Source organism: Kosakonia sp. ML.JS2a, assembly GCF_025642095.1.
GTDB lineage: Bacteria > Pseudomonadota > Gammaproteobacteria > Enterobacterales > Enterobacteriaceae.
The window spans coordinates 2,914,868-2,932,212 of the sequence record NZ_CP106754.1; the positions used below are offsets into that span (position 1 = coordinate 2,914,868).

A 17,345-nucleotide genomic window follows, 5' to 3' on the forward strand; every position below is an offset into this window, starting at 1 on the left:
GGCAAAACACGATTAATCTCCAGTGCGAAATTGCTTTTTAACAATGCGTTAACTTAAAAAAGTCATAACCTTTATCTGTTTTGCTGGTCAAGCGGCTGTTTTTTCAACATATCACTTAAGGTTATCGTTATTAACCCACCCCATAGCACAGTCAGTGAAAAATGACGCAGACAGTGGCTCTGATTAAATGCAATAATCGTCGACGTTTTCTCAACAACAACACCAGTTTATGGTTTGCGCAAGGCGAAGGACTATTTTTATGAAGCTCAAGTACACCCTCCTGGCGTCAGCACTCCTCTCTGCGGCGACATTGTCAGCCAACGCAGCGACAGAGTTAACACCGGAGCAAGCAGCGGCGGTGAAACCCTATGATCGTGTCGTATTAATCGGCCGTTTTAACTCTATCGGCGATGTTGTTAAAGCCGTTTCCGAGCGTGCGGACAAAGATGGTGCCGCATCTTTCTATGTCGTTGACGCTGCCGATTACGGCAACAGTGGCAACCAACGCGTTACCGCCGATTTATACAAAGCTGATGCAGGAAAAGCTGAAAACCCTGCATTTCGCGTCATTAACGGCGTTACGGAATTACCAAAAGACAAAGCCGTAGAACTTGAGCCATACGATACGGTGACCGTACAGGGCTTCTACCGTACCCAGCCGGAAGTGAATGATGCCATTACGAAAGCCGCCAAAGAGAAAGGCGCAGCCTCTTTTTATATCGTTCGTCAGGTTGACACCAACCAGGGTGGCAACCAGATGATCACCGCTTTTATCTATAAAGCGGATGCGAAAAAACGTGTAATCCAAAGCGCTGATGCCATTCCACGTGACTCCGACGCAGGCCGTGCTGCGCTGGCGAAGGGCGGTGAAGAAGCGAAGAAAGTGGAAATCCCGGGCGTTGCCAGCGATGCCACGCCGGGCCTGGGCGTAGGCCGTTTCTTCGAAACGCAATCCACATCAGGTGGTCGTTACACCGTCACACTTCCTGACGGCACGAAAATTGAAGAACTGAATAAAATTACCGCTGCGCAGATGGTGCCGTTTGATAGCATCAAGTTCACTGGTAACTACGGCAACATGTCGGAAGTCTCTTACCAGGTCGCCAAACGTGCTGCGCAAAAAGGTGCCAAATACTACCACATTACCCGTGAGTGGTCCGAACGCGGCAACAACATGACCATCAGTGCGGATCTCTACAAATAATCAGCAGTAATGAATCAGGCGGCTACGGCCGCCTTTTTTTTATCTTTTTCCTCTCTTTTTCACAAAATTGTCGCCGTCCTCATTGCATGCCTTTGCGACTCTCCGTAAAATCCCGCGCCTTAGTGATATCCACCATATTTATGCGCCACGGCAAAATAATTATTCTGGATGAGTGGCTTTTTTGACAGGATAACAATGGAAAAGAAACTTGGCCTTAGTGCTTTGACTGCTCTCGTTTTAAGCTCAATGCTCGGCGCAGGCGTCTTCAGCCTTCCACAGAATATGGCGGAAGTCGCCAGTCCTGCGGCGTTACTGATTGGCTGGGCCATTACCGGCGCAGGGATTTTGCTGCTGGCTTTTGCCATGCTGATCCTGACCCGTATTCGCCCGGATCTGGACGGCGGTATTTTTACCTATGCCCGCGCGGGTTTCGGTGAGCTGGTTGGCTTTTGCTCCGCATGGGGATACTGGCTGTGCGCAGTGATCGCCAACGTCTCCTATCTGGTGATCGTCTTCTCGGCCCTGAGCTTCTTTACCGATACCCCGCAACTGCGCCTGTTTGGCGATGGCAATACCTGGCAATCAATTGTGGGCGCATCAGCGTTGCTGTGGATTGTCCACGCGCTGGTACTGCGCGGTGTGCAGACCGCGGCAAGTATCAACCTGGCGGCAACGCTGGCGAAGTTAGTCCCATTGGGCTTGTTTGTGGTGCTGGCAGCACTGGCGTTTAATGTCGACAAATTCAAATTTGACTTTAGCGGCGTTGCGCTGGGCGTGCCGGTCTGGGAACAGGTCAAAAATACCATGCTGATCACCCTGTGGGTATTTATCGGTGTGGAAGGCGCGGTGGTGGTGTCCGCCCGCGCGCGTAATAAACGGGACGTTGGTCGCGCAACGCTGTTGGCGGTACTGGCCGCGCTGAGTGTCTACCTGCTGGTGACACTGCTGTCGCTTGGGGTGGTGCCACGCGCCGAACTGGCGGGAATTCGTAACCCGTCAATGGCCGGGTTGATGGTCAGGCTGATCGGCAGTTGGGGAGAGGTGATTATCGCCGCCGGGCTGATCGTGTCGGTCTGCGGCGCTTACCTGAGCTGGACAATAATGGCGGCAGAAGTCCCGCTGCTGGCGGCGACACATAAAGCGTTCCCTCGCATTTTCGCCCATCAGAATAAAAATAATGCCCCTGCTGCATCGCTGTGGCTGACCAACATCAGCGTGCAGGTCTCGCTGGTGCTGATCTGGCTGACAGGGTCTGATTACAATACGCTGCTGACGATCGCGTCTGAGATGATCCTCGTGCCCTATTTCCTGGTGGGCGCCTATTTGCTGAAAATCGCCAGCCGCCCGCTGCACCAGGCCGTGGCAATCGGTGCATGTCTGTATGGGTTATGGCTACTGTACGCCTCCGGCCCCATGCACTTATTGTTGTCAGTGGTGCTGTATGCGCCGGGTTTACTGGTCTTTATGTATGCCCGCCGCACTCATGAAATGACCGAGTTGCTCAAACGCCGGGAAAAAGCGCTGATTGGCCTGTTGCTGATCGCGGCAGTTCCCGCAACGTGGATGCTGGTGAAATAACCCTAGTGGAGGCGACTCCAGCAAAAGATCAGCAACCAGGCGCTGAGGCTCCAGCAGAGCACCGCACAGCCCAGCGCCGGCCAGACCCGCATAAAACCGGTGAAATACCACAGCGATAAAAGATAGATAAAATAGGGAATGATCGCCCACATCCCAAAAACGATCGTGGTGCGTAGCGCCTCGATACCGCGCTCTGTTGCGACAATATAGTGCGCAATCAAGGCGAAGGTGGGAAAGAGCGGGATCAACCCGGCGATATAGTAATTCTTCGTTTTTGCCAGCAGCCCAATCAGCAACACCACCAACGCACCGATCGCTGCTTTAATAATTAACCCCATAATTTGGCCTTTATTACTTCAACAACAAAGACCTACAGCATAACGGAACACGCCCTGTTTAGAAAAGATTAATGGCAGGTTGCAGCAAGGCGGTGTATGTTGACGTTTTTGGTCGATCGCGATGGCTTATGAATAAGATCGTTTTTGTGGAAGACGACCCGGAAGTTGGCGCTCTGATTGCCGCCTATCTGGGCAAACACGATATGGATGTCATTGTGGAACCTCGCGGTGATCGTGCCGAAGAGGTCATCGCACGGGTCAATCCTGAGCTGGTGCTGCTGGATATTATGCTGCCCGGTAAAGATGGTATGACGTTGTGCCGCGACTTACGTCAGCAGTGGAACGGCCCGATTGTTCTGCTCACCTCTCTCGACAGTGATATGAACCATATCCTTTCGCTGGAAATGGGCGCCAATGACTATATTCTCAAAACCACGCCGCCCGCCGTGTTGCTGGCCCGTTTGCGTTTGCACCTACGCCAGCGTACCAGCACGCCAGCTGAGCCCGCAGCGCCTTCCTTGAAGCAACACAACATTATTCGTTTTGGCACATTATCGATTGATCCGGTCAATCGCCAGGTGCTGCTGAGCGGCGAGGAAGTGATCCTTTCAACGGCGGACTTCGACTTGCTCTGGGAGCTGGCGACCCACGCCGGGCAGATTATGGATCGCGATGCGCTGTTAAAAAATTTGCGCGGTGTGACTTACGACGGGCTTGATCGCAGCGTGGATGTGGCGATTTCTCGCCTGCGGAAAAAACTGCTCGACAGCGCCACAGAGCCCTACCGTATCAAGACCGTACGCAATAAAGGCTACCTGTTTGCCCCGCATGCGTGGGACAACTAAAAAAGCATTTAACCGGGTGTCACTATGAAGAAGCTGTTCGTCCAGTTTTACCTTCTGCTGTTCGTGTGCTTTATCGTGATGACCATGCTGGTGGGTCTGGTGTACAAATTCACTGCCGAGCGCGCAGGTCGCCAGACCCTTGATGACCTGATGAAGAGTTCACTCTATTTGATGCGCAGCGAGCTGCGAGAAATTCCGCCGCATCAATGGGCGAATACCCTGAAAGAGCTGGATCTGAATCTCTCCTTTAATCTGCGTATCGAGCCAATGAACAAATTCACGCTCGATGCGCCGCATGCTCAACGGCTGCGTGAAGGCGACATTGTGGCACTGGATTCTGAATACACCTTTATTCAGCGTATTCCGCGTAGCCACTATGTGCTGGCCGTAGGGCCGGTACCGTATCTGTTTTTCCTGCATGAAATGCGCCTGCTGGATATGGCGCTGATGGCCTTTATTGCTATCTCCCTCGCTTTCCCGGTGTTTATCTGGATGCGACCGCACTGGCAAGAGATGCTGCGGCTCGAATCCGCTGCCCAGCGTTTTGGCGAAGGCCATCTTGAGGAGCGTATCCATTTTGACAGCGCGTCCAGTTTTGAACGGTTAGGCATCGCGTTTAACCAAATGGCGGACAATATTAATGCGTTGATCGCCAGTAAAAAGCAGCTCATTGATGGTATTGCGCATGAATTGCGAACCCCGCTGGTCCGGCTACGTTACCGGCTGGAGATGAGCGATAACCTTAGCGAGGCCGAGCATGCCGCGCTGAACCGCGATATCGGGCAACTGGAGGCGCTGATTGAAGAGCTGCTGACCTACGCCCGCCTCGATCGCCCACAAACCGAACTGAAGCTGACCAGCCCGGATTTGCCTGCCTGGTTTAACAGCTATATGGATGATGCGCGTACGATGAATCCGCAGCATCAGCTATTGCTGACCTGCACACCTGGCGATGATTATGGCGCGCTGGATATGCGTCTGATGGAGCGGGTGCTGGATAATCTGGTGAACAATGCGCTGCGCTATTGCCAGCAAACGGTCAAAGTCACGTTACAACGCCAGGGTTCACAGGCCACGCTGATCGTCGAAGACGATGGCCCGGGCATTGCGCCGGAAGAACGTCAGCGCGTATTTGAGCCCTTTGTTCGCCTTGATCCCAGCCGCGATCGTGCCACGGGCGGCTGCGGTCTTGGGCTGGCGATTGTCCACTCCATTGCCCAGGCATTTGGCGGCGAAGTGCTGTGTTCGCAAAGCGAACTGGGCGGTGCGCAATTTACCTTCAACTGGCCCATCTATCATCACATTGTGCTGCCCTGATGAGCAGCAACCGGCGCAGTGGTTGAAACCCTGCGTCTGTGTTATAACTTAAAAGTATGTTGTAACTAATAAGGACAGATGATGGCTGCTTTAGACCTTATCGATCGCCTTAATACGACCTTCCGCCAGCTTGAACAGGAGCTGGCCGCCTTGAAAACGGAATTAAATGCATGCCGCTTGATGGCCGGGCGCGTATTTACGCTGCCGGAGATCCCGAAGGGTGCTGAGCACGACCCGCTGACGTGCATTCATGTGCAGCAGCATATTGGTAAACCTGCAGCAGAGCTGGCACTGCACCATTACACGCATCTGTTTATCCAGCAGCAGTCGGAAAACCGCAGCAGTAAAGCAGCGGTGCGTCTGCCGGGGGTGCTTTGCTACCAGACAAATGCGGTGACGCGCGCCATGCTGGAAAAGCGCGTCAGCACCATTAACGCGCTGAAACTCACTTTTGAGCGCATTGTCACCGTGGAGTCAGGCCTTCCCTCTGCAGCCCGTTTTGAATGGGTGCACCGTCACCTGCCGGGCCTGATCACGCTCAATGCCTACCGGATGCTGACGGTCATTGACGCACCAGCCACCATCCGCTTTGGCTGGGCCAATAAGCACATTATTAAGAACCTCAGCCGTGATGAAGTACTGGCACAACTGGAAAAGAGTATGAAATCCCCACGCGCCGTCGCCGCCTGGACGCGGGAACAGTGGCTGGTTCGGGTCGAGCAGGAGTACAACGACATAGCCGCCCTGCCGAAACAGGCGCGGTTGAAGATCAAGCGGCCGGTAAAAGTGCAGCCGATTGCGCGGGTCTGGTATTCAGGGGCGCAAAAACAGGTGCAGTACGCCTGCCCGACCCCGCTGATTGCCTTTATTTCGGAGGAAAATGGCGGAACGGTGCCGGACATTGGCGAGCTACTGGATTACCACGCCGATAATGTTCAGCACCGGTATAAACCTGAGGCACAGCCGCTAACGCTGATGATCCCACGGCTGCACCTCTATCTGGCGGGTTAAGCGGGTTTCATACTGCCAACCATCGATTCCGGGCGCACCCAACTGTCAAACTCGGCCTCCGTCAGGTAGCCGAGCGCCAGCGCCGAGGCTTTCAGTGTGAGTCCTTCTTTGTGCGCTTTTTTGGCGATTTCCGCCGCTTTGTCGTAACCGATATGAGTATTGAGCGCCGTCACCAGCATCAGTGACTCATTAAGCAGTTGATCGATTCGCTCACGGTTCGGTTCAATGCCCACCGCACAGTGCGCATTGAAGCTTTCCATCCCATCCGCCAGTAAACGCACGGACTGCAGGAAATTGTGGATCACCAGCGGGCGAAAAACATTGAGTTCAAAGTTGCCGGATGCGCCGCCAATGTTTACCGCCACATCGTTGCCCAGCACCTGCGCGCACAGCATCGTCATGGCTTCGCACTGTGTGGGGTTGACCTTACCCGGCATGATCGAACTACCTGGCTCGTTTTCCGGAATGGCAATTTCACCGATACCGCAACGGGGACCGGAAGCCAGCCAGCGGACATCGTTGGCAATCTTCATTAGCGACGCCGCCAGTCCTTTCAGCGCGCCATGCATCTGCACCAGCGCATCACAGGTCGCCAGCGCCTCGAATTTATTCGGCGCGGTGATAAACGGTTGCCGGGTGATATTCGCCAGCTCTTCCGCCACGCGTCTGGCATATTCCGGATGGGTATTCAGCCCGGTGCCAACGGCGGTGCCGCCCAGCGCCAGCTCGCCAAGGTGCGGCAGGTTCAGTTCAATGTGTTTGAGATTGTGCTCCAGCATCGCCACCCAGCCGGAGATCTCCTGGCCGAGCGTGAGCGGCGTGGCGTCCTGCAAATGGGTACGGCCGATTTTGACGATATCAGCAAAGGCGATGGATTTTTCGCTGAGCGTCTGCTTCAGCACCTGAAGCTGTGGCAATAAATGTTCGCGTACCGCAATCACTGCCGCCACATGCATGGCGGTGGGAAACACGTCATTCGAACTCTGGCTTTTATTGACGTCATCATTGGGATGGATTTTACGCTCCATGCCGCGAACGCCGCCGAGGATCTCGCTGCCGCGATTCGCCAGCACCTCGTTCATGTTCATATTGCTTTGCGTGCCGGACCCGGTCTGCCAGATTGCCAGCGGAAACTCGTCGGGATGTATCCCCTCCAGTACCTCATCCGCCGCCGCAATAATGGCGCCGGCTTTTTCGGCAGACAGCAACCCCAGATCCTGGTTTACCTTTGCCGCCGCACGTTTGGTCAGCGCCAGCGCGTGGATCAGCGAGACCGGCATTTTTTCCGTTGAAATACGGAAATGCTCGAGCGATCGCTGGGTCTGCGCTCCCCACAGCTTATCGGCCGGGACGTCAATCGCGCCCATTGAATCTTTCTCACTGCGATGCGTTGTCATTACTTTCTCCTTGAATACAAAGTGGTGTTGAGTGCCGACATTGCTCACCTGCAAACAAGTCAAAGTATTGATGCTTTTTATTATGTCGTTTAATGCTTTGTGCTTAAAAAAACCGCCCCGAAGGGCGGTGATATTACTTCACGCAGCGCGCGCACTGCCCGGACTGGATCTGCTGGAAGAAGTCGTTGCCTTTGTCATCCACGAGGATAAACGCCGGGAAGTCTTCAACGTCAATTTTCCAGATCGCCTCCATACCCAGCTCAGGGTACGCCACGCACTCCAGACTTTTAATGCTGTTTTGCGCCAGAATCGCCGCCGGGCCGCCAATGCTTCCCAGGTAGAACCCACCGTGTTTCGCGCAGGCGTCCGTCACCTGCTGGCTGCGGTTGCCTTTCGCCAGCATGATCATGCTGCCGCCCTGCGACTGCAACTGATCAACATAGGAGTCCATGCGCCCGGCGGTGGTCGGGCCCAGCGAGCCTGACGCGTAACCTTCCGGCGTTTTCGCCGGGCCTGCGTAGTAAATCGGGTGATCTTTCACATATTGCGGCAGCGGTTGACCGTTATCCATCAGTTCTTTCAGCTTCGCATGAGCAATGTCGCGCGCGACCATAATGGTGCCGCTCAGCGACAGGCGCGTGGAGACCGGATATTGCGTCAGCTGCGCGAGAATCTCTTTCATCGGGCGGTTGAGATCCACCTTCACCGCCTCACCCTCGCCTGCCTGACGCAGCGCCTGCGGGATGTATTTGCCCGGGTTCTGCTCCAGTTTTTCCAGCCAGATGCCATCGCGGTTAATTTTACCTTTGATATTACGGTCCGCTGAGCAGGAAACCCCCATCCCCACCGGGCAGGAGGCGCCATGGCGCGGCAGACGGATCACGCGAATATCATGGGCAAAATATTTCCCGCCAAACTGCGCGCCGAGGCCAAGGTTTTGCGCTTCCAGCAGCAGTTCCTGTTCCAGTTGCACATCGCGGAATGCCTGGCCATGCTCGTTACCTTCCGTTGGCAGCGCGTCATAATATTTGGTTGAGGCCAGTTTCACCGTCTTAAGCGTGGCTTCCGCCGAAGTGCCGCCAATCACAAAAGCGATGTGGTATGGCGGACAGGCGGCAGTACCGAGGGTGCGCATCTTCTCGACCAGGTAATTTTTAAGTTTCGCCGGGGTAATAAGCGCCTTGGTTTCCTGATACAGATAGGTTTTGTTGGCTGAACCACCGCCCTTGGCGATGCAGAGAAATTTGTACTCGTCGCCATCCACGCTGTAGAGATCAATCTGCGCTGGCAGGTTGCTGCCGGTATTCACTTCTTTATACATATCGAGCGCGGCGTTTTGCGAATAACGCAGGTTGTCGTCGATATAGGTGTTATAGACCCCGCGCGCCAGCGCCGCCTCATCACCGCCGCCCGTCCACACGCGCTGCCCTTTTTTACCCATGATGATGGCGGTACCGGTATCCTGGCAGGTAGGCAGAATCCCCTTCGCAGCGATCTCCGAGTTGCGCAGAAACTGTAGCGCAACATATTTGTCGTTCTCGCTGGCTTGCGGGTCATCCAGAATGTCCGCCACCTGCTGTTGGTGCGCCGGGCGCAGTAAGAAGGACGCATCGTGGAAAGCATGCTGAGCCAGCAGCGTCAGCGCCTGTGGATCGACTTTCAGGATCTCCTGCCCCTCGAAGTGGGCGACGGAAACATGGTCGCGGCTGAGCAGATAGTATTCGGTATCATCCTTTCCGAGCGGGAAAGGTTCCTGATAATAAAAGGGTTTGTTCGACATTGTTCTCTCACTTACGACACGATCTGGTTATTGTTCAGGCAGCATATCCCTCTGCCCTCTGGCATAGCGAGTCGCCATATCCTACACAATTTTTTAACAAAAACTGAGACTAGTACGACTTTTTGTCCCCGCTGGTTACTTCGCAAGGGTTTATTGCTTTAATGACGCAATAATGTGTTCAATTGAAAGGGCTTGATAATGCAAAAACTCATTAACTCAGTGCAGAACTATGCCTGGGGAAGTCATACTGCGTTAACGGAACTCTACGGTATCGCGAATCCCGACAACCTGCCGATGGCGGAGTTATGGATGGGCGCCCACCCGAAGAGCAGCTCAAAAGTGGTGGATGCCAGCGGTCAACCCCGTGCGTTGCGCGATGTGATCGACCAGGATAAACGCCGCCTGCTGGGGACTGCCGTTGCCGAACGTTTTGGTGAATTGCCGTTTCTGTTTAAAGTGCTGTGTGCCGATCAGCCGCTCTCCATCCAGGTGCATCCGAACAAGAAAAACTCCGAAGCCGGCTTTGCCAAAGAGAACGCCGCCGGGATCCCGCTGAACGCCGCCGAGCGCAATTATAAAGATCCGAACCATAAACCGGAGCTGGTGTTCGCCCTGACGCCGTTCCTGGCGATGAATGCGTTTCGCGAGTTTTCCGACATCGTTTCATTATTGCAGCCGGTTGCCGGTGCGCATCCTGCTATCGCCCATTTCCTGCAAGCGCCGGACGCTGAGCGCCTGAGCGAACTGTTTGCCGCATTACTGAATATGCAGGGTGAGGAAAAATCCCGCGCGCTGGCGGTACTGAAATCCGCGCTGGAACATCAACAAGGTGAACCGTGGCAGACCATCAAGGCCATTGCGGCGTTCTACCCTGACGACAGCGGCCTCTTCTCTCCGCTGCTGCTCAACGTGGTGAAACTCAATCCGGGCGAAGCCATGTTTCTGTTTGCCGAAACGCCGCATGCCTACCTGAAAGGCGTGGCGCTGGAAGTGATGGCGAACTCGGATAACGTTCTGCGTGCAGGGTTAACGCCGAAATATATTGATATTCCGGAGCTGGTGGCCAACGTGAAATTTACGCCGAAACCGGCGGGAGAATTACTGACCCGGCCCGCCCGCAACGGCGCGGAGCTCGATTTCCCGATCCCGGTGGAGGATTTTGCCTTCTCTCTGCACGATCTGTCGCCAACGGAAACCACACTGACGCAACAGAGCGCCGCGATTGTCTTCTGTGTGGAAGGCGAAGCCGTGCTGAGCAAAGGCGCAGAGCGTCTGGTGTTGAAACCGGGCGAATCCGCGTTTATTGCCGCGGATGAATCTGCGGTGGCAGCAAGCGGTACAGGCCGACTGGCGCGCGTGTTTAATAAGTAAGACTAAGTTACTGTATTTTTTAGCAAGGATTGCTAAGCTTGGGGTAACTAACTCAACAGTCCAGGCGGTTTACACCGCCTGGTTTCATTTTTTATGGATAAACGCTATGAAAAAAACGCTGGTTGCCGCAGGAGTGATCGTTGCACTGGGTGTCGTCTGGACCGCAGGCGCCTGGTACACAGGGAAACAACTTGAAGGCCGTCTGGCCGATATGGTCAGTGAGGCAAATGCACAAATTAAGCGCAACGCACCGGAAGCCAATGTCGAACTGCTGGCGCAGGATTATCGCCGTGGTCTCTTCTCCAGCCAGTTCAACCTGCAAATCAAACCGGTAGACGGCAGTGAAAACCCGTGGCTGAAACCGGGCCAGAGCATTGTGCTGCATGAAGTCGTCGATCACGGCCCGCTGCCGCTGGCGCAGTTGAAATCATTCAATCTGATGCCGTCGATGGCGTCTGTCCATACTCAGCTTGTTAATAACGACGTGACCAAAGCGCTGTTCGAGATTGCGAAGGGCGAATCGCCGTTTACTGCCGACACGCGAATTGGCTACAGCGGGGATACCCGCAGCGATATCAGCCTGCGCCCGCTTAACTCAGAAAAAGATGGCGAGAAAGTGGCCTTCAGTGGCGGCGAGTTCCGCCTCACCGCCGATAAAGACGGCAATGCCATTTCACTGAGCGGCTCCGCTGAGAGCGGCCTGGTGAATGCCGTCAATGAATACGGTCAGAAAGTGCAACTGTCGTTCAACAACCTTAAAACCGACGGTTCCAGCGAACTGGCCAGCTTCGAAGAGCGCGTAGGGAGCCAGAAACTGAGCCTCGATAAGCTCACCATCGCCATTGAGAATAAAGAAATGGCGGTGCTGGACGGGATGAATATCAACGCGAAATCTGAAGTCGCGGCGGACAAAAAAACCATTAACAGCCAGCTGGACTACACGCTGAACAGCCTGAAAGTTCAGGGGCAGGATCTGGGCAGCGGCAATCTGACGTTGAAAGTGGGCCAGATTGATGGTCAGGCATGGCACCAGTTTAGCCAGCAGTATAATGCGCAAACCCGCGCCCTGATGGCGCAGCCGGATGTGGTGCAGAACCCGGAACTGTATCAGCAAAAAGCAACCGAGGCCTTCCTGAGCGCCGTACCGCTGCTGCTGAAAGGCGAACCGGTCATTACCATTGCACCGCTGAGCTGGAAAAATGCCAAAGGTGAAACCACGTTTAACCTTTCATTGTTCCTGAAAGATCCCGCTACCGTGACCGCAGCACCGCAAACGCTGGCGGAAGAAGTCGACCGGAATGTGAAATCTCTCGACAGCAAGCTGACTATCCCGGTGGATATGGCCACCGAGTTTATGACGCAGGTTGCGAAGCTGGAGGGCTATCAGCAGGAAGATGCGGCGAAGCTGGCGAACCAGCAGGTGAAAGGCCTTGCGGCAATGGGACAGATGTTCCGCATCACCACGCTTGAGAACAACAATATCCTTGCCAGCCTGCAATATGCCAATGGCCAGGTCACGCTGAACGGTGAAAAAATGCCGCTTGAGCAGTTTGTCGGTATGTTCGGGTTGCCGTCGCTGCAACAGCCGGATGAAACCCCACCGCTGACACCTGCGGTTCCGCAGCAATAATCCAGAAAGCCCCTCTGTGGAGGGGCTTTTTTTGTTCTTTCAATCAGATGCCCACAGCAAAATAGGTATGTTGTGTTGCCGGATTCATTGCCGCCAGCGCTGTACCCGGCAAGAGAATAATGACGCGATTTCGCTTTGCTGGTTGCGCAACATAGATTTTTACCGCCTTTTCTTTTTATAATGCTCTGCACATTAAATGTATTTTAGATAATATTGATAAATTACATATAGATATTTACTTATCAATAAGTTACAACCATCTCCGCAAAAACATTATCTGTCATTATTTGACATTTCAATGTCCCTTTTTATGCCCCCAAAAGCATTTCTCTCCCAAGTATGCCCCCAATATGTCCCTGAAAAATTAAACCACCCAGTCATCATCTTTCACCCGGTTAATTGTGTACGTCAGCACGCCGAACACTGTCACTTCGTCCAGCGCCTCGCCCTCAATCGCTTCACCATCATCGGTGATAAGCCCAGCACCCATCCATTTTGCGAACTGGCTACGACCGTCATACATTGCCAGCACCCTGTCTCCATCGACTGGTTGTAGAGAGCGATCAATAACGGCATAGCCGGTGTTCGTCTCTATCACCTGACAGTTTGCATCCACCCGACACAGCATTTCAGGCGTAAGAGTCTGCTCGGCATAGTCTGTTGCAGGAGACGGAAAGCCCATTAGCGAACCCTCCCCATGTTGCGCAGGATCCAGTACCGGTTTTCACTGAAGTCTGTTGTCCGGTCAGTGAAGTCTGGCTGATAGGTCTCTATCCATCCGTTCGCATCCTTCTGGCTGAAGTGCCAGTTACGCTGGCTGAGTTCGTGGATAAAGTCATCCGTGCGCAGACACTGAAACCCTTTAGGGTTGAGCTGGACGGCGGCAACAAAGGCGGCATGAATGTCTGGTTTGCGTGGCATGATCTGAACCCTTCAGAATACTGTACATAAAAACAGTAATTTCTTTTTAAGGAGAGATCAATAGCGCTTCAGTTACCAAGAACTGTCCTTAGGCTGGTTTTTCTTAAACATGAATGTGTTGCATGAGAAAATTTTTCTGTTATTGCTCGTTATTACTACCAGGGTTCGATGTTGGCTCACGAACGAGCGTAGCCTGAAAATCCTTGCTTTCTTTACATCATTCCGTTTGTTTAAGAAACATACTCAGCTTGATGTTGGCACTCTATTGAGTAGGAAAAAATATCAAAAAAGAACCAATGCGTAAGTTTTTATCGACATATAAGATTTATTGCCGTGTTTGATTTTGACAGATGAAAAGATGTAAGATTATGTATCTTTACAGGGTTAGTTAGTTCACCTATTAATGTGGGTTGTAAAACAAAGCATGAAAAACATTTTATTTTTCCGGGTTCCTTCCTGGAATGTTTCGCAACGTAATCATTCTGTTTTGCAAAGTAATCTTGCGATTGTTTTAATGAGTTTTTTTCTGGCAGCGATCCCATTCGTCACTACCGGTCCAGACTTTTGGGCAGAGTCTTTGATGGAGTACTTTGATGCTATTAAAGACTTTACTTCACTGTTTAATGTAGGATGGGGAGGATATTACAGTTTTTTACCACAATTATGCTCTGTGATTTATCACAATTTATTCAGTTCATTGACATCGCCATGGGTTTTCGCAAGAATTAGCTCCAGTATAGTAATATTCTATAGCTCATACTTCGCACTAAAATTAATTCTGAATTCAGATGTTTCAAAAAAATATATTTTGTCTTTATGCTTTTGGTTATCATTCACTTCGCAAGTAATTCATCCATCTTCAAATACAATTATTTCAGTAGGTTATTTACTGTATGTTCCTTTGGTTGTTGCAATGCTTCTTGTTAGTGAGGATGAGTTAGCAATCAAAAAATTAACCATTGAAAAGCTGTTGTTTATAATCGCCTTATTTACCAAACCTAATTTTATTTTCTTAACATGTTTATTTGCATTTAAGCGGAATTTGGCATTTAAGTTTCTGTGCGTTGCAATCTTCATTTTTCAATATTACTTAATCAAAACACATCCAACAGAACTTAATGTAGCAACTGAAATTAATTTAAACTACGTTATCAATAACTTAAAAAGCGGCATTGAAATTATTGGTGTTTTCATAAGTCACTTATTTCTATTCAACATTTCAATAAATTCCCCTTTATTTATTGGTGTCGCTGTTTCACTTTGCCTTGTATTTTTATGCTTTTACTCTAACTTTTCAATTAGGAAAAAATGTACTTTTTTTGTGTTATTTTCGGTTTTTGTGCTTAACTTCCTCCTTCTAAATCAAATAATGAATGAAGAAAACAATGCTGAAAAATTAGTTAGAATAATGATAACGCCTTCCAAACTTCAGTACTGGAGTATTCCAACAATAATTATTCCAATCATTTTTTTCCTTGTTTGCAATAAATCACGCCGCAATAAAATCGCTTTAATCTATTCTGCTTTACTTATTTCAAATCAATCGTTCGCTATTGTCGAACAGTACAATTTAAGTGCAAGTTCAAATGTAAAAACAAGTTCAGTAATAGCTGAAAAAATTCCCGATAGCAAATTTTGGAGATGTTTCCCAACTCTTCCATTGCCGGGTTTTGCTTTCGATGAGATTTCAGGTATTTTTAATGGCAATCAGCATATATCTATCTGGCGCTCTGGTGGATGCCAAACTTTCACAAACTACGATTATTTCGATGGAAAGTCATTTAATAACAAAGATAACAACACTCCATTTAGCATGGTTGACAAAAAAGGAAGCTTTAGCTATTTGCTAATGATATCTTCCAGCAATGATGTAAATTTAAAATTCAAAGAAGAGCAGAGCTGTAAAATAATATATGGCAACAAACCCGTAATCACTAACAAACAAAAGTCAGGTTCATTCTATTACGTTTCTGGTTGGAATGAAGTAAAACCAGGCGATAACGTTGACATAAGTGAATTATATAATAAATTTAAAAACTGTTTCGATGTAGATATAGACAGAGATAAATTCAACTCGATCATTCTCTTTCCTGACAAAAAACAATAACCCACATATTTAGAACACATTTTTAAAAACGCTGGTTGAGTACATATATCAACCAGCGAAATAGATCGAATTATATGTAAGAGTTATAAATATTTTGAATTATTTACAACAAAGGGTGTTCTGGCCAGGCTGGAGATTGAAGTGTAATATCAACACGCGAAAGTAACACTCGATACTTTCGCCATTCGTTATACAGTGATGTCTCTTCATCGTTTGCCATACCAAGATCGACAGCATCCTGCAACGGGCCAATAGCTACGTTGGCCTCATTCATCAACATGTGTTTTTTTATCGCGTTATCCGCGGCGGGAACTATCGGCTGACTCCCTGAATGGAGGGTCTCACTTTGGAGTAAATCCCCCTCTCCTGTAATGGCACGCCAACCAGTGTCACTTACGGCATAATATTCAACGTTCAAAGCTAAAACCCCCTATATCGATAAATCCTGCTGCACTACCCGGAGCCAGTGAATATTTATAATAAATGTTTGGGTAGCTAATCAGCGGCAAATCGTCATTGTATCCATTAGGTCTAACAGTAACTGCCTGGCCGCTTAATTGAGTATAAACGAACATAGCACCAGTACCGCTGGCATTAAATAACTGTAAGTTAACGAACTTAGCAAAAGACGGAACATATGATGAAATGTTAACTGCTGTTTCAGTTGTTGACTGTCCACCGGACAAAACCCGGCAGAATGAGCCATAATCAACAAGGTATCGGTATTTACCGCCAACCGCCATAGCCCATAATGCTTCAGTGTTGGCATTAGTACGAAAACAGAATAAAAATCGTCGAGAGTTATCGCCACTTTTGGTCTTATACGGCGCGAGATATTCTATCGGTGCTGTAGTAGAGTATTCAATTGCTGGAGTGCCAGAATTACTGTACAGATACACGTAATACCACGTCGACGCAGCCAGTGCGCTTTGCGCAATTGTTATAGTTATGGAGGAGGGAACCTCTAAAATACTTCCTGATGATGGTAAGTAAGCCGCACCAGGATTAACAGTAATGCGGTTAGCTGATATCGTTGAGTCGTAAATAATCTTCGCGTCTAATCCACGTATAAAACCATTTGTTCTGACATCAATATCTGCTTTCGAGTAAACGCCAAGATTTGCGCGTGCCGTCGGAACATCTGAAAGATCTGACAGATTGGCACTCTTTGTGAGCTGTAAGGCTGGGTTTGCTTCCTGTGCAGCATCCCTGGCTTCTTCAGCCAGTTGTTGTGCCGTCTGTGCGGCTGTTTTCGCAGACTGCGCAGACGTGTTCGCAGAGACCGCACTGGCTGAGGCTGCACTTGCCGTACTGGCATCTGTTGAAGCCTGCGCGGCTTTCGCATCAACGTCCACACGATCAGCGGCAACCTGCAGGGCGTCCGTATGAATCTGGTCTGCCAGCGCCTGTATCGCATCCGGGTCGATGCTGTTGAGCAACTCAACAATCTTGTTCCAGCTCGGGCCGCTGAATGTAGAGCCATCGGGAAGAATCACCGTGATATCACCGCTGGCGCTGAACACAGCCTGCCAGTTAGATTTGTCATAGTTCTGACCGCGCAGGGCTTCGGTTACCTGCGCCACCAGCGCGGCGGTTACCTGGTTCTGTGTTTCACGCGGAACAGCACGCCACGCTACCGCGCTTTGCGCTGGCCCGGTATATTTGCTGATCAGTGTTATCTGCATGTCGCTGTCGACTGACTTAACAGGCAGTGTGTACGTGATACCACCGACCGTAACCACGATAAAATCACCGGCAACCAGCTCAGTGCTGAATGCCGTTCCGGCGCCGGAAACAACATCAGAGTTGTTCGTCAGCACTAATGTTCCTGCAGGCATAAATCCTC

The 17,345-nt window shown here is 50.8% G+C and carries 15 protein-coding genes; 8 read left to right on the forward strand and 7 right to left on the reverse strand.

What is annotated here, in order from left to right; all coding sequences use genetic code 11:
• Positions 1 to 259 precede the first annotated feature (259 nt).
• Together ydgH and N7922_RS13725 are read left to right on the forward strand one after the other, a co-directional pair.
• Entirely contained in the window at positions 260 to 1,204 is a 945-nt protein-coding gene (ydgH, locus tag N7922_RS13720; protein ID WP_263096809.1) for a DUF1471 family protein YdgH, read from the forward strand.
• 195 nt (positions 1,205 to 1,399) lie between these two features.
• Positions 1,400 to 2,782, forward strand: coding sequence for an amino acid permease (locus N7922_RS13725; protein ID WP_263096811.1), 1,383 nt, complete (start codon positions 1,400 to 1,402; stop codon positions 2,780 to 2,782).
• A gap of 2 nt (positions 2,783 to 2,784) precedes the next feature.
• Here the strand turns inward: N7922_RS13725 and N7922_RS13730 are convergent, their stop codons facing one another.
• Positions 2,785 to 3,120 carry a GlpM family protein gene (locus N7922_RS13730; protein WP_263096812.1) on the reverse strand — a complete coding sequence of 112 codons (336 nt, stop codon included), beginning with the start codon at positions 3,118 to 3,120 and terminating at the stop codon, positions 2,785 to 2,787.
• Positions 3,121 to 3,248: 128 nt separating this feature from the next.
• Between N7922_RS13730 and rstA the strand changes: the two genes are divergently transcribed.
• The 3 genes from rstA to tus all read left to right on the forward strand — a co-directional run bounded on the left by rstA (position 3,249) and on the right by tus (position 6,293).
• Positions 3,249 to 3,965 (forward strand): two-component system response regulator RstA, encoded by a 717-nt coding sequence (gene rstA / locus N7922_RS13735; protein WP_263096813.1) that lies wholly within the window; start codon positions 3,249 to 3,251, stop codon positions 3,963 to 3,965.
• A 24-nt stretch (positions 3,966 to 3,989) separates the two neighbouring features.
• Positions 3,990 to 5,282 (forward strand): two-component system sensor histidine kinase RstB, encoded by a 1,293-nt coding sequence (gene rstB, locus N7922_RS13740; protein ID WP_263096814.1) that lies wholly within the window; start codon positions 3,990 to 3,992, stop codon positions 5,280 to 5,282.
• 81 nt (positions 5,283 to 5,363) lie between these two features.
• Positions 5,364 to 6,293 carry a DNA replication terminus site-binding protein gene (gene tus / locus N7922_RS13745; protein WP_263096815.1) on the forward strand — a complete coding sequence of 310 codons (930 nt, stop codon included), beginning with the start codon at positions 5,364 to 5,366 and terminating at the stop codon, positions 6,291 to 6,293.
• On the opposite strand, the gene fumC is transcribed toward tus, so the two are convergent.
• Positions 6,290 to 7,690 (reverse strand): class II fumarate hydratase, encoded by a 1,401-nt coding sequence (gene fumC / locus N7922_RS13750; protein ID WP_263096816.1) that lies wholly within the window; start codon positions 7,688 to 7,690, stop codon positions 6,290 to 6,292. The two genes, tus and fumC, sit on opposite strands and share 4 nt — an antisense overlap.
• Positions 7,691 to 7,823: 133 nt before the next feature.
• Complete coding sequence (gene fumA, locus N7922_RS13755) at positions 7,824 to 9,470, reverse strand: class I fumarate hydratase FumA (protein ID WP_263096817.1); 1,647 nt, start codon at positions 9,468 to 9,470, stop codon at positions 7,824 to 7,826.
• 198 nt (positions 9,471 to 9,668) lie between these two features.
• On the opposite strand from fumA, the gene manA reads away from it, so the two are divergent.
• Both manA and N7922_RS13765 read left to right on the forward strand, forming a co-directional pair.
• A complete protein-coding gene (gene manA, locus N7922_RS13760) occupies positions 9,669 to 10,841 on the forward strand; it encodes a mannose-6-phosphate isomerase (RefSeq protein WP_263096819.1) in 1,173 nt (390 codons plus the stop codon).
• 106 nt (positions 10,842 to 10,947) lie between these two features.
• On the forward strand, positions 10,948 to 12,471 hold the full coding sequence (locus N7922_RS13765; RefSeq protein WP_263096820.1) for a YdgA family protein: 1,524 nt from the start codon (positions 10,948 to 10,950) through the stop codon (positions 12,469 to 12,471).
• A 364-nt stretch (positions 12,472 to 12,835) separates the two neighbouring features.
• Here the strand turns inward: N7922_RS13765 and N7922_RS13770 are convergent, their stop codons facing one another.
• Together N7922_RS13770 and N7922_RS13775 are read right to left on the reverse strand one after the other, a co-directional pair.
• Positions 12,836 to 13,153, reverse strand: a complete 318-nt coding sequence (locus tag N7922_RS13770; RefSeq protein ID WP_263096821.1) for a hypothetical protein — start codon at positions 13,151 to 13,153, stop codon at positions 12,836 to 12,838.
• Positions 13,153 to 13,392, reverse strand: coding sequence for a hypothetical protein (locus tag N7922_RS13775; RefSeq protein ID WP_263096822.1), 240 nt, complete (start codon positions 13,390 to 13,392; stop codon positions 13,153 to 13,155). Before N7922_RS13775 ends, N7922_RS13770 begins: the two co-directional genes overlap by 1 nt.
• Before the next feature lie 424 nt (positions 13,393 to 13,816).
• On the opposite strand from N7922_RS13775, the gene N7922_RS13780 reads away from it, so the two are divergent.
• Complete coding sequence (locus N7922_RS13780; protein WP_263096823.1) at positions 13,817 to 15,499, forward strand: hypothetical protein; 1,683 nt, start codon at positions 13,817 to 13,819, stop codon at positions 15,497 to 15,499.
• A 103-nt stretch (positions 15,500 to 15,602) separates the two neighbouring features.
• Here the strand turns inward: N7922_RS13780 and N7922_RS13785 are convergent, their stop codons facing one another.
• Entirely contained in the window at positions 15,603 to 15,917 is a 315-nt protein-coding gene (locus N7922_RS13785) for a tail fiber assembly protein (RefSeq protein ID WP_263096824.1), read from the reverse strand.
• Positions 15,907 to 17,337 (reverse strand): hypothetical protein, encoded by a 1,431-nt coding sequence (locus tag N7922_RS13790; protein ID WP_263096826.1) that lies wholly within the window; start codon positions 17,335 to 17,337, stop codon positions 15,907 to 15,909. The genes N7922_RS13785 and N7922_RS13790 overlap by 11 nt, the downstream gene beginning before the upstream one ends.
• Between the last annotated feature and the right edge of the window lie 8 nt (positions 17,338 to 17,345).

What these genes read in the sequence shown, in the direction of transcription:
- ydgH (WP_263096809.1), top strand. Translation starts at nt 260, where the DNA reads ATGAAGCTCAAGTACACCCTCCTGGCGTCAGCACTCCTCTCTGCGGCG.
- N7922_RS13725 (WP_263096811.1), top strand. Translation starts at nt 1,400, where the DNA reads ATGGAAAAGAAACTTGGCCTTAGTGCTTTGACTGCTCTCGTTTTAAGC.
- N7922_RS13730 (WP_263096812.1), bottom strand. Translation starts at nt 3,120, where the DNA reads ATGGGGTTAATTATTAAAGCAGCGATCGGTGCGTTGGTGGTGTTGCTG.
- rstA (WP_263096813.1), top strand. Translation starts at nt 3,249, where the DNA reads ATGAATAAGATCGTTTTTGTGGAAGACGACCCGGAAGTTGGCGCTCTG.
- rstB (WP_263096814.1), top strand. Translation starts at nt 3,990, where the DNA reads ATGAAGAAGCTGTTCGTCCAGTTTTACCTTCTGCTGTTCGTGTGCTTT.
- tus (WP_263096815.1), top strand. Translation starts at nt 5,364, where the DNA reads ATGGCTGCTTTAGACCTTATCGATCGCCTTAATACGACCTTCCGCCAG.
- fumC (WP_263096816.1), bottom strand. Translation starts at nt 7,690, where the DNA reads ATGACAACGCATCGCAGTGAGAAAGATTCAATGGGCGCGATTGACGTC.
- fumA (WP_263096817.1), bottom strand. Translation starts at nt 9,470, where the DNA reads ATGTCGAACAAACCCTTTTATTATCAGGAACCTTTCCCGCTCGGAAAG.
- manA (WP_263096819.1), top strand. Translation starts at nt 9,669, where the DNA reads ATGCAAAAACTCATTAACTCAGTGCAGAACTATGCCTGGGGAAGTCAT.
- N7922_RS13765 (WP_263096820.1), top strand. Translation starts at nt 10,948, where the DNA reads ATGAAAAAAACGCTGGTTGCCGCAGGAGTGATCGTTGCACTGGGTGTC.
- N7922_RS13770 (WP_263096821.1), bottom strand. Translation starts at nt 13,153, where the DNA reads ATGGGCTTTCCGTCTCCTGCAACAGACTATGCCGAGCAGACTCTTACG.
- N7922_RS13775 (WP_263096822.1), bottom strand. Translation starts at nt 13,392, where the DNA reads ATGCCACGCAAACCAGACATTCATGCCGCCTTTGTTGCCGCCGTCCAG.
- N7922_RS13780 (WP_263096823.1), top strand. Translation starts at nt 13,817, where the DNA reads ATGAAAAACATTTTATTTTTCCGGGTTCCTTCCTGGAATGTTTCGCAA.
- N7922_RS13790 (WP_263096826.1), bottom strand. Translation starts at nt 17,337, where the DNA reads ATGCCTGCAGGAACATTAGTGCTGACGAACAACTCTGATGTTGTTTCC.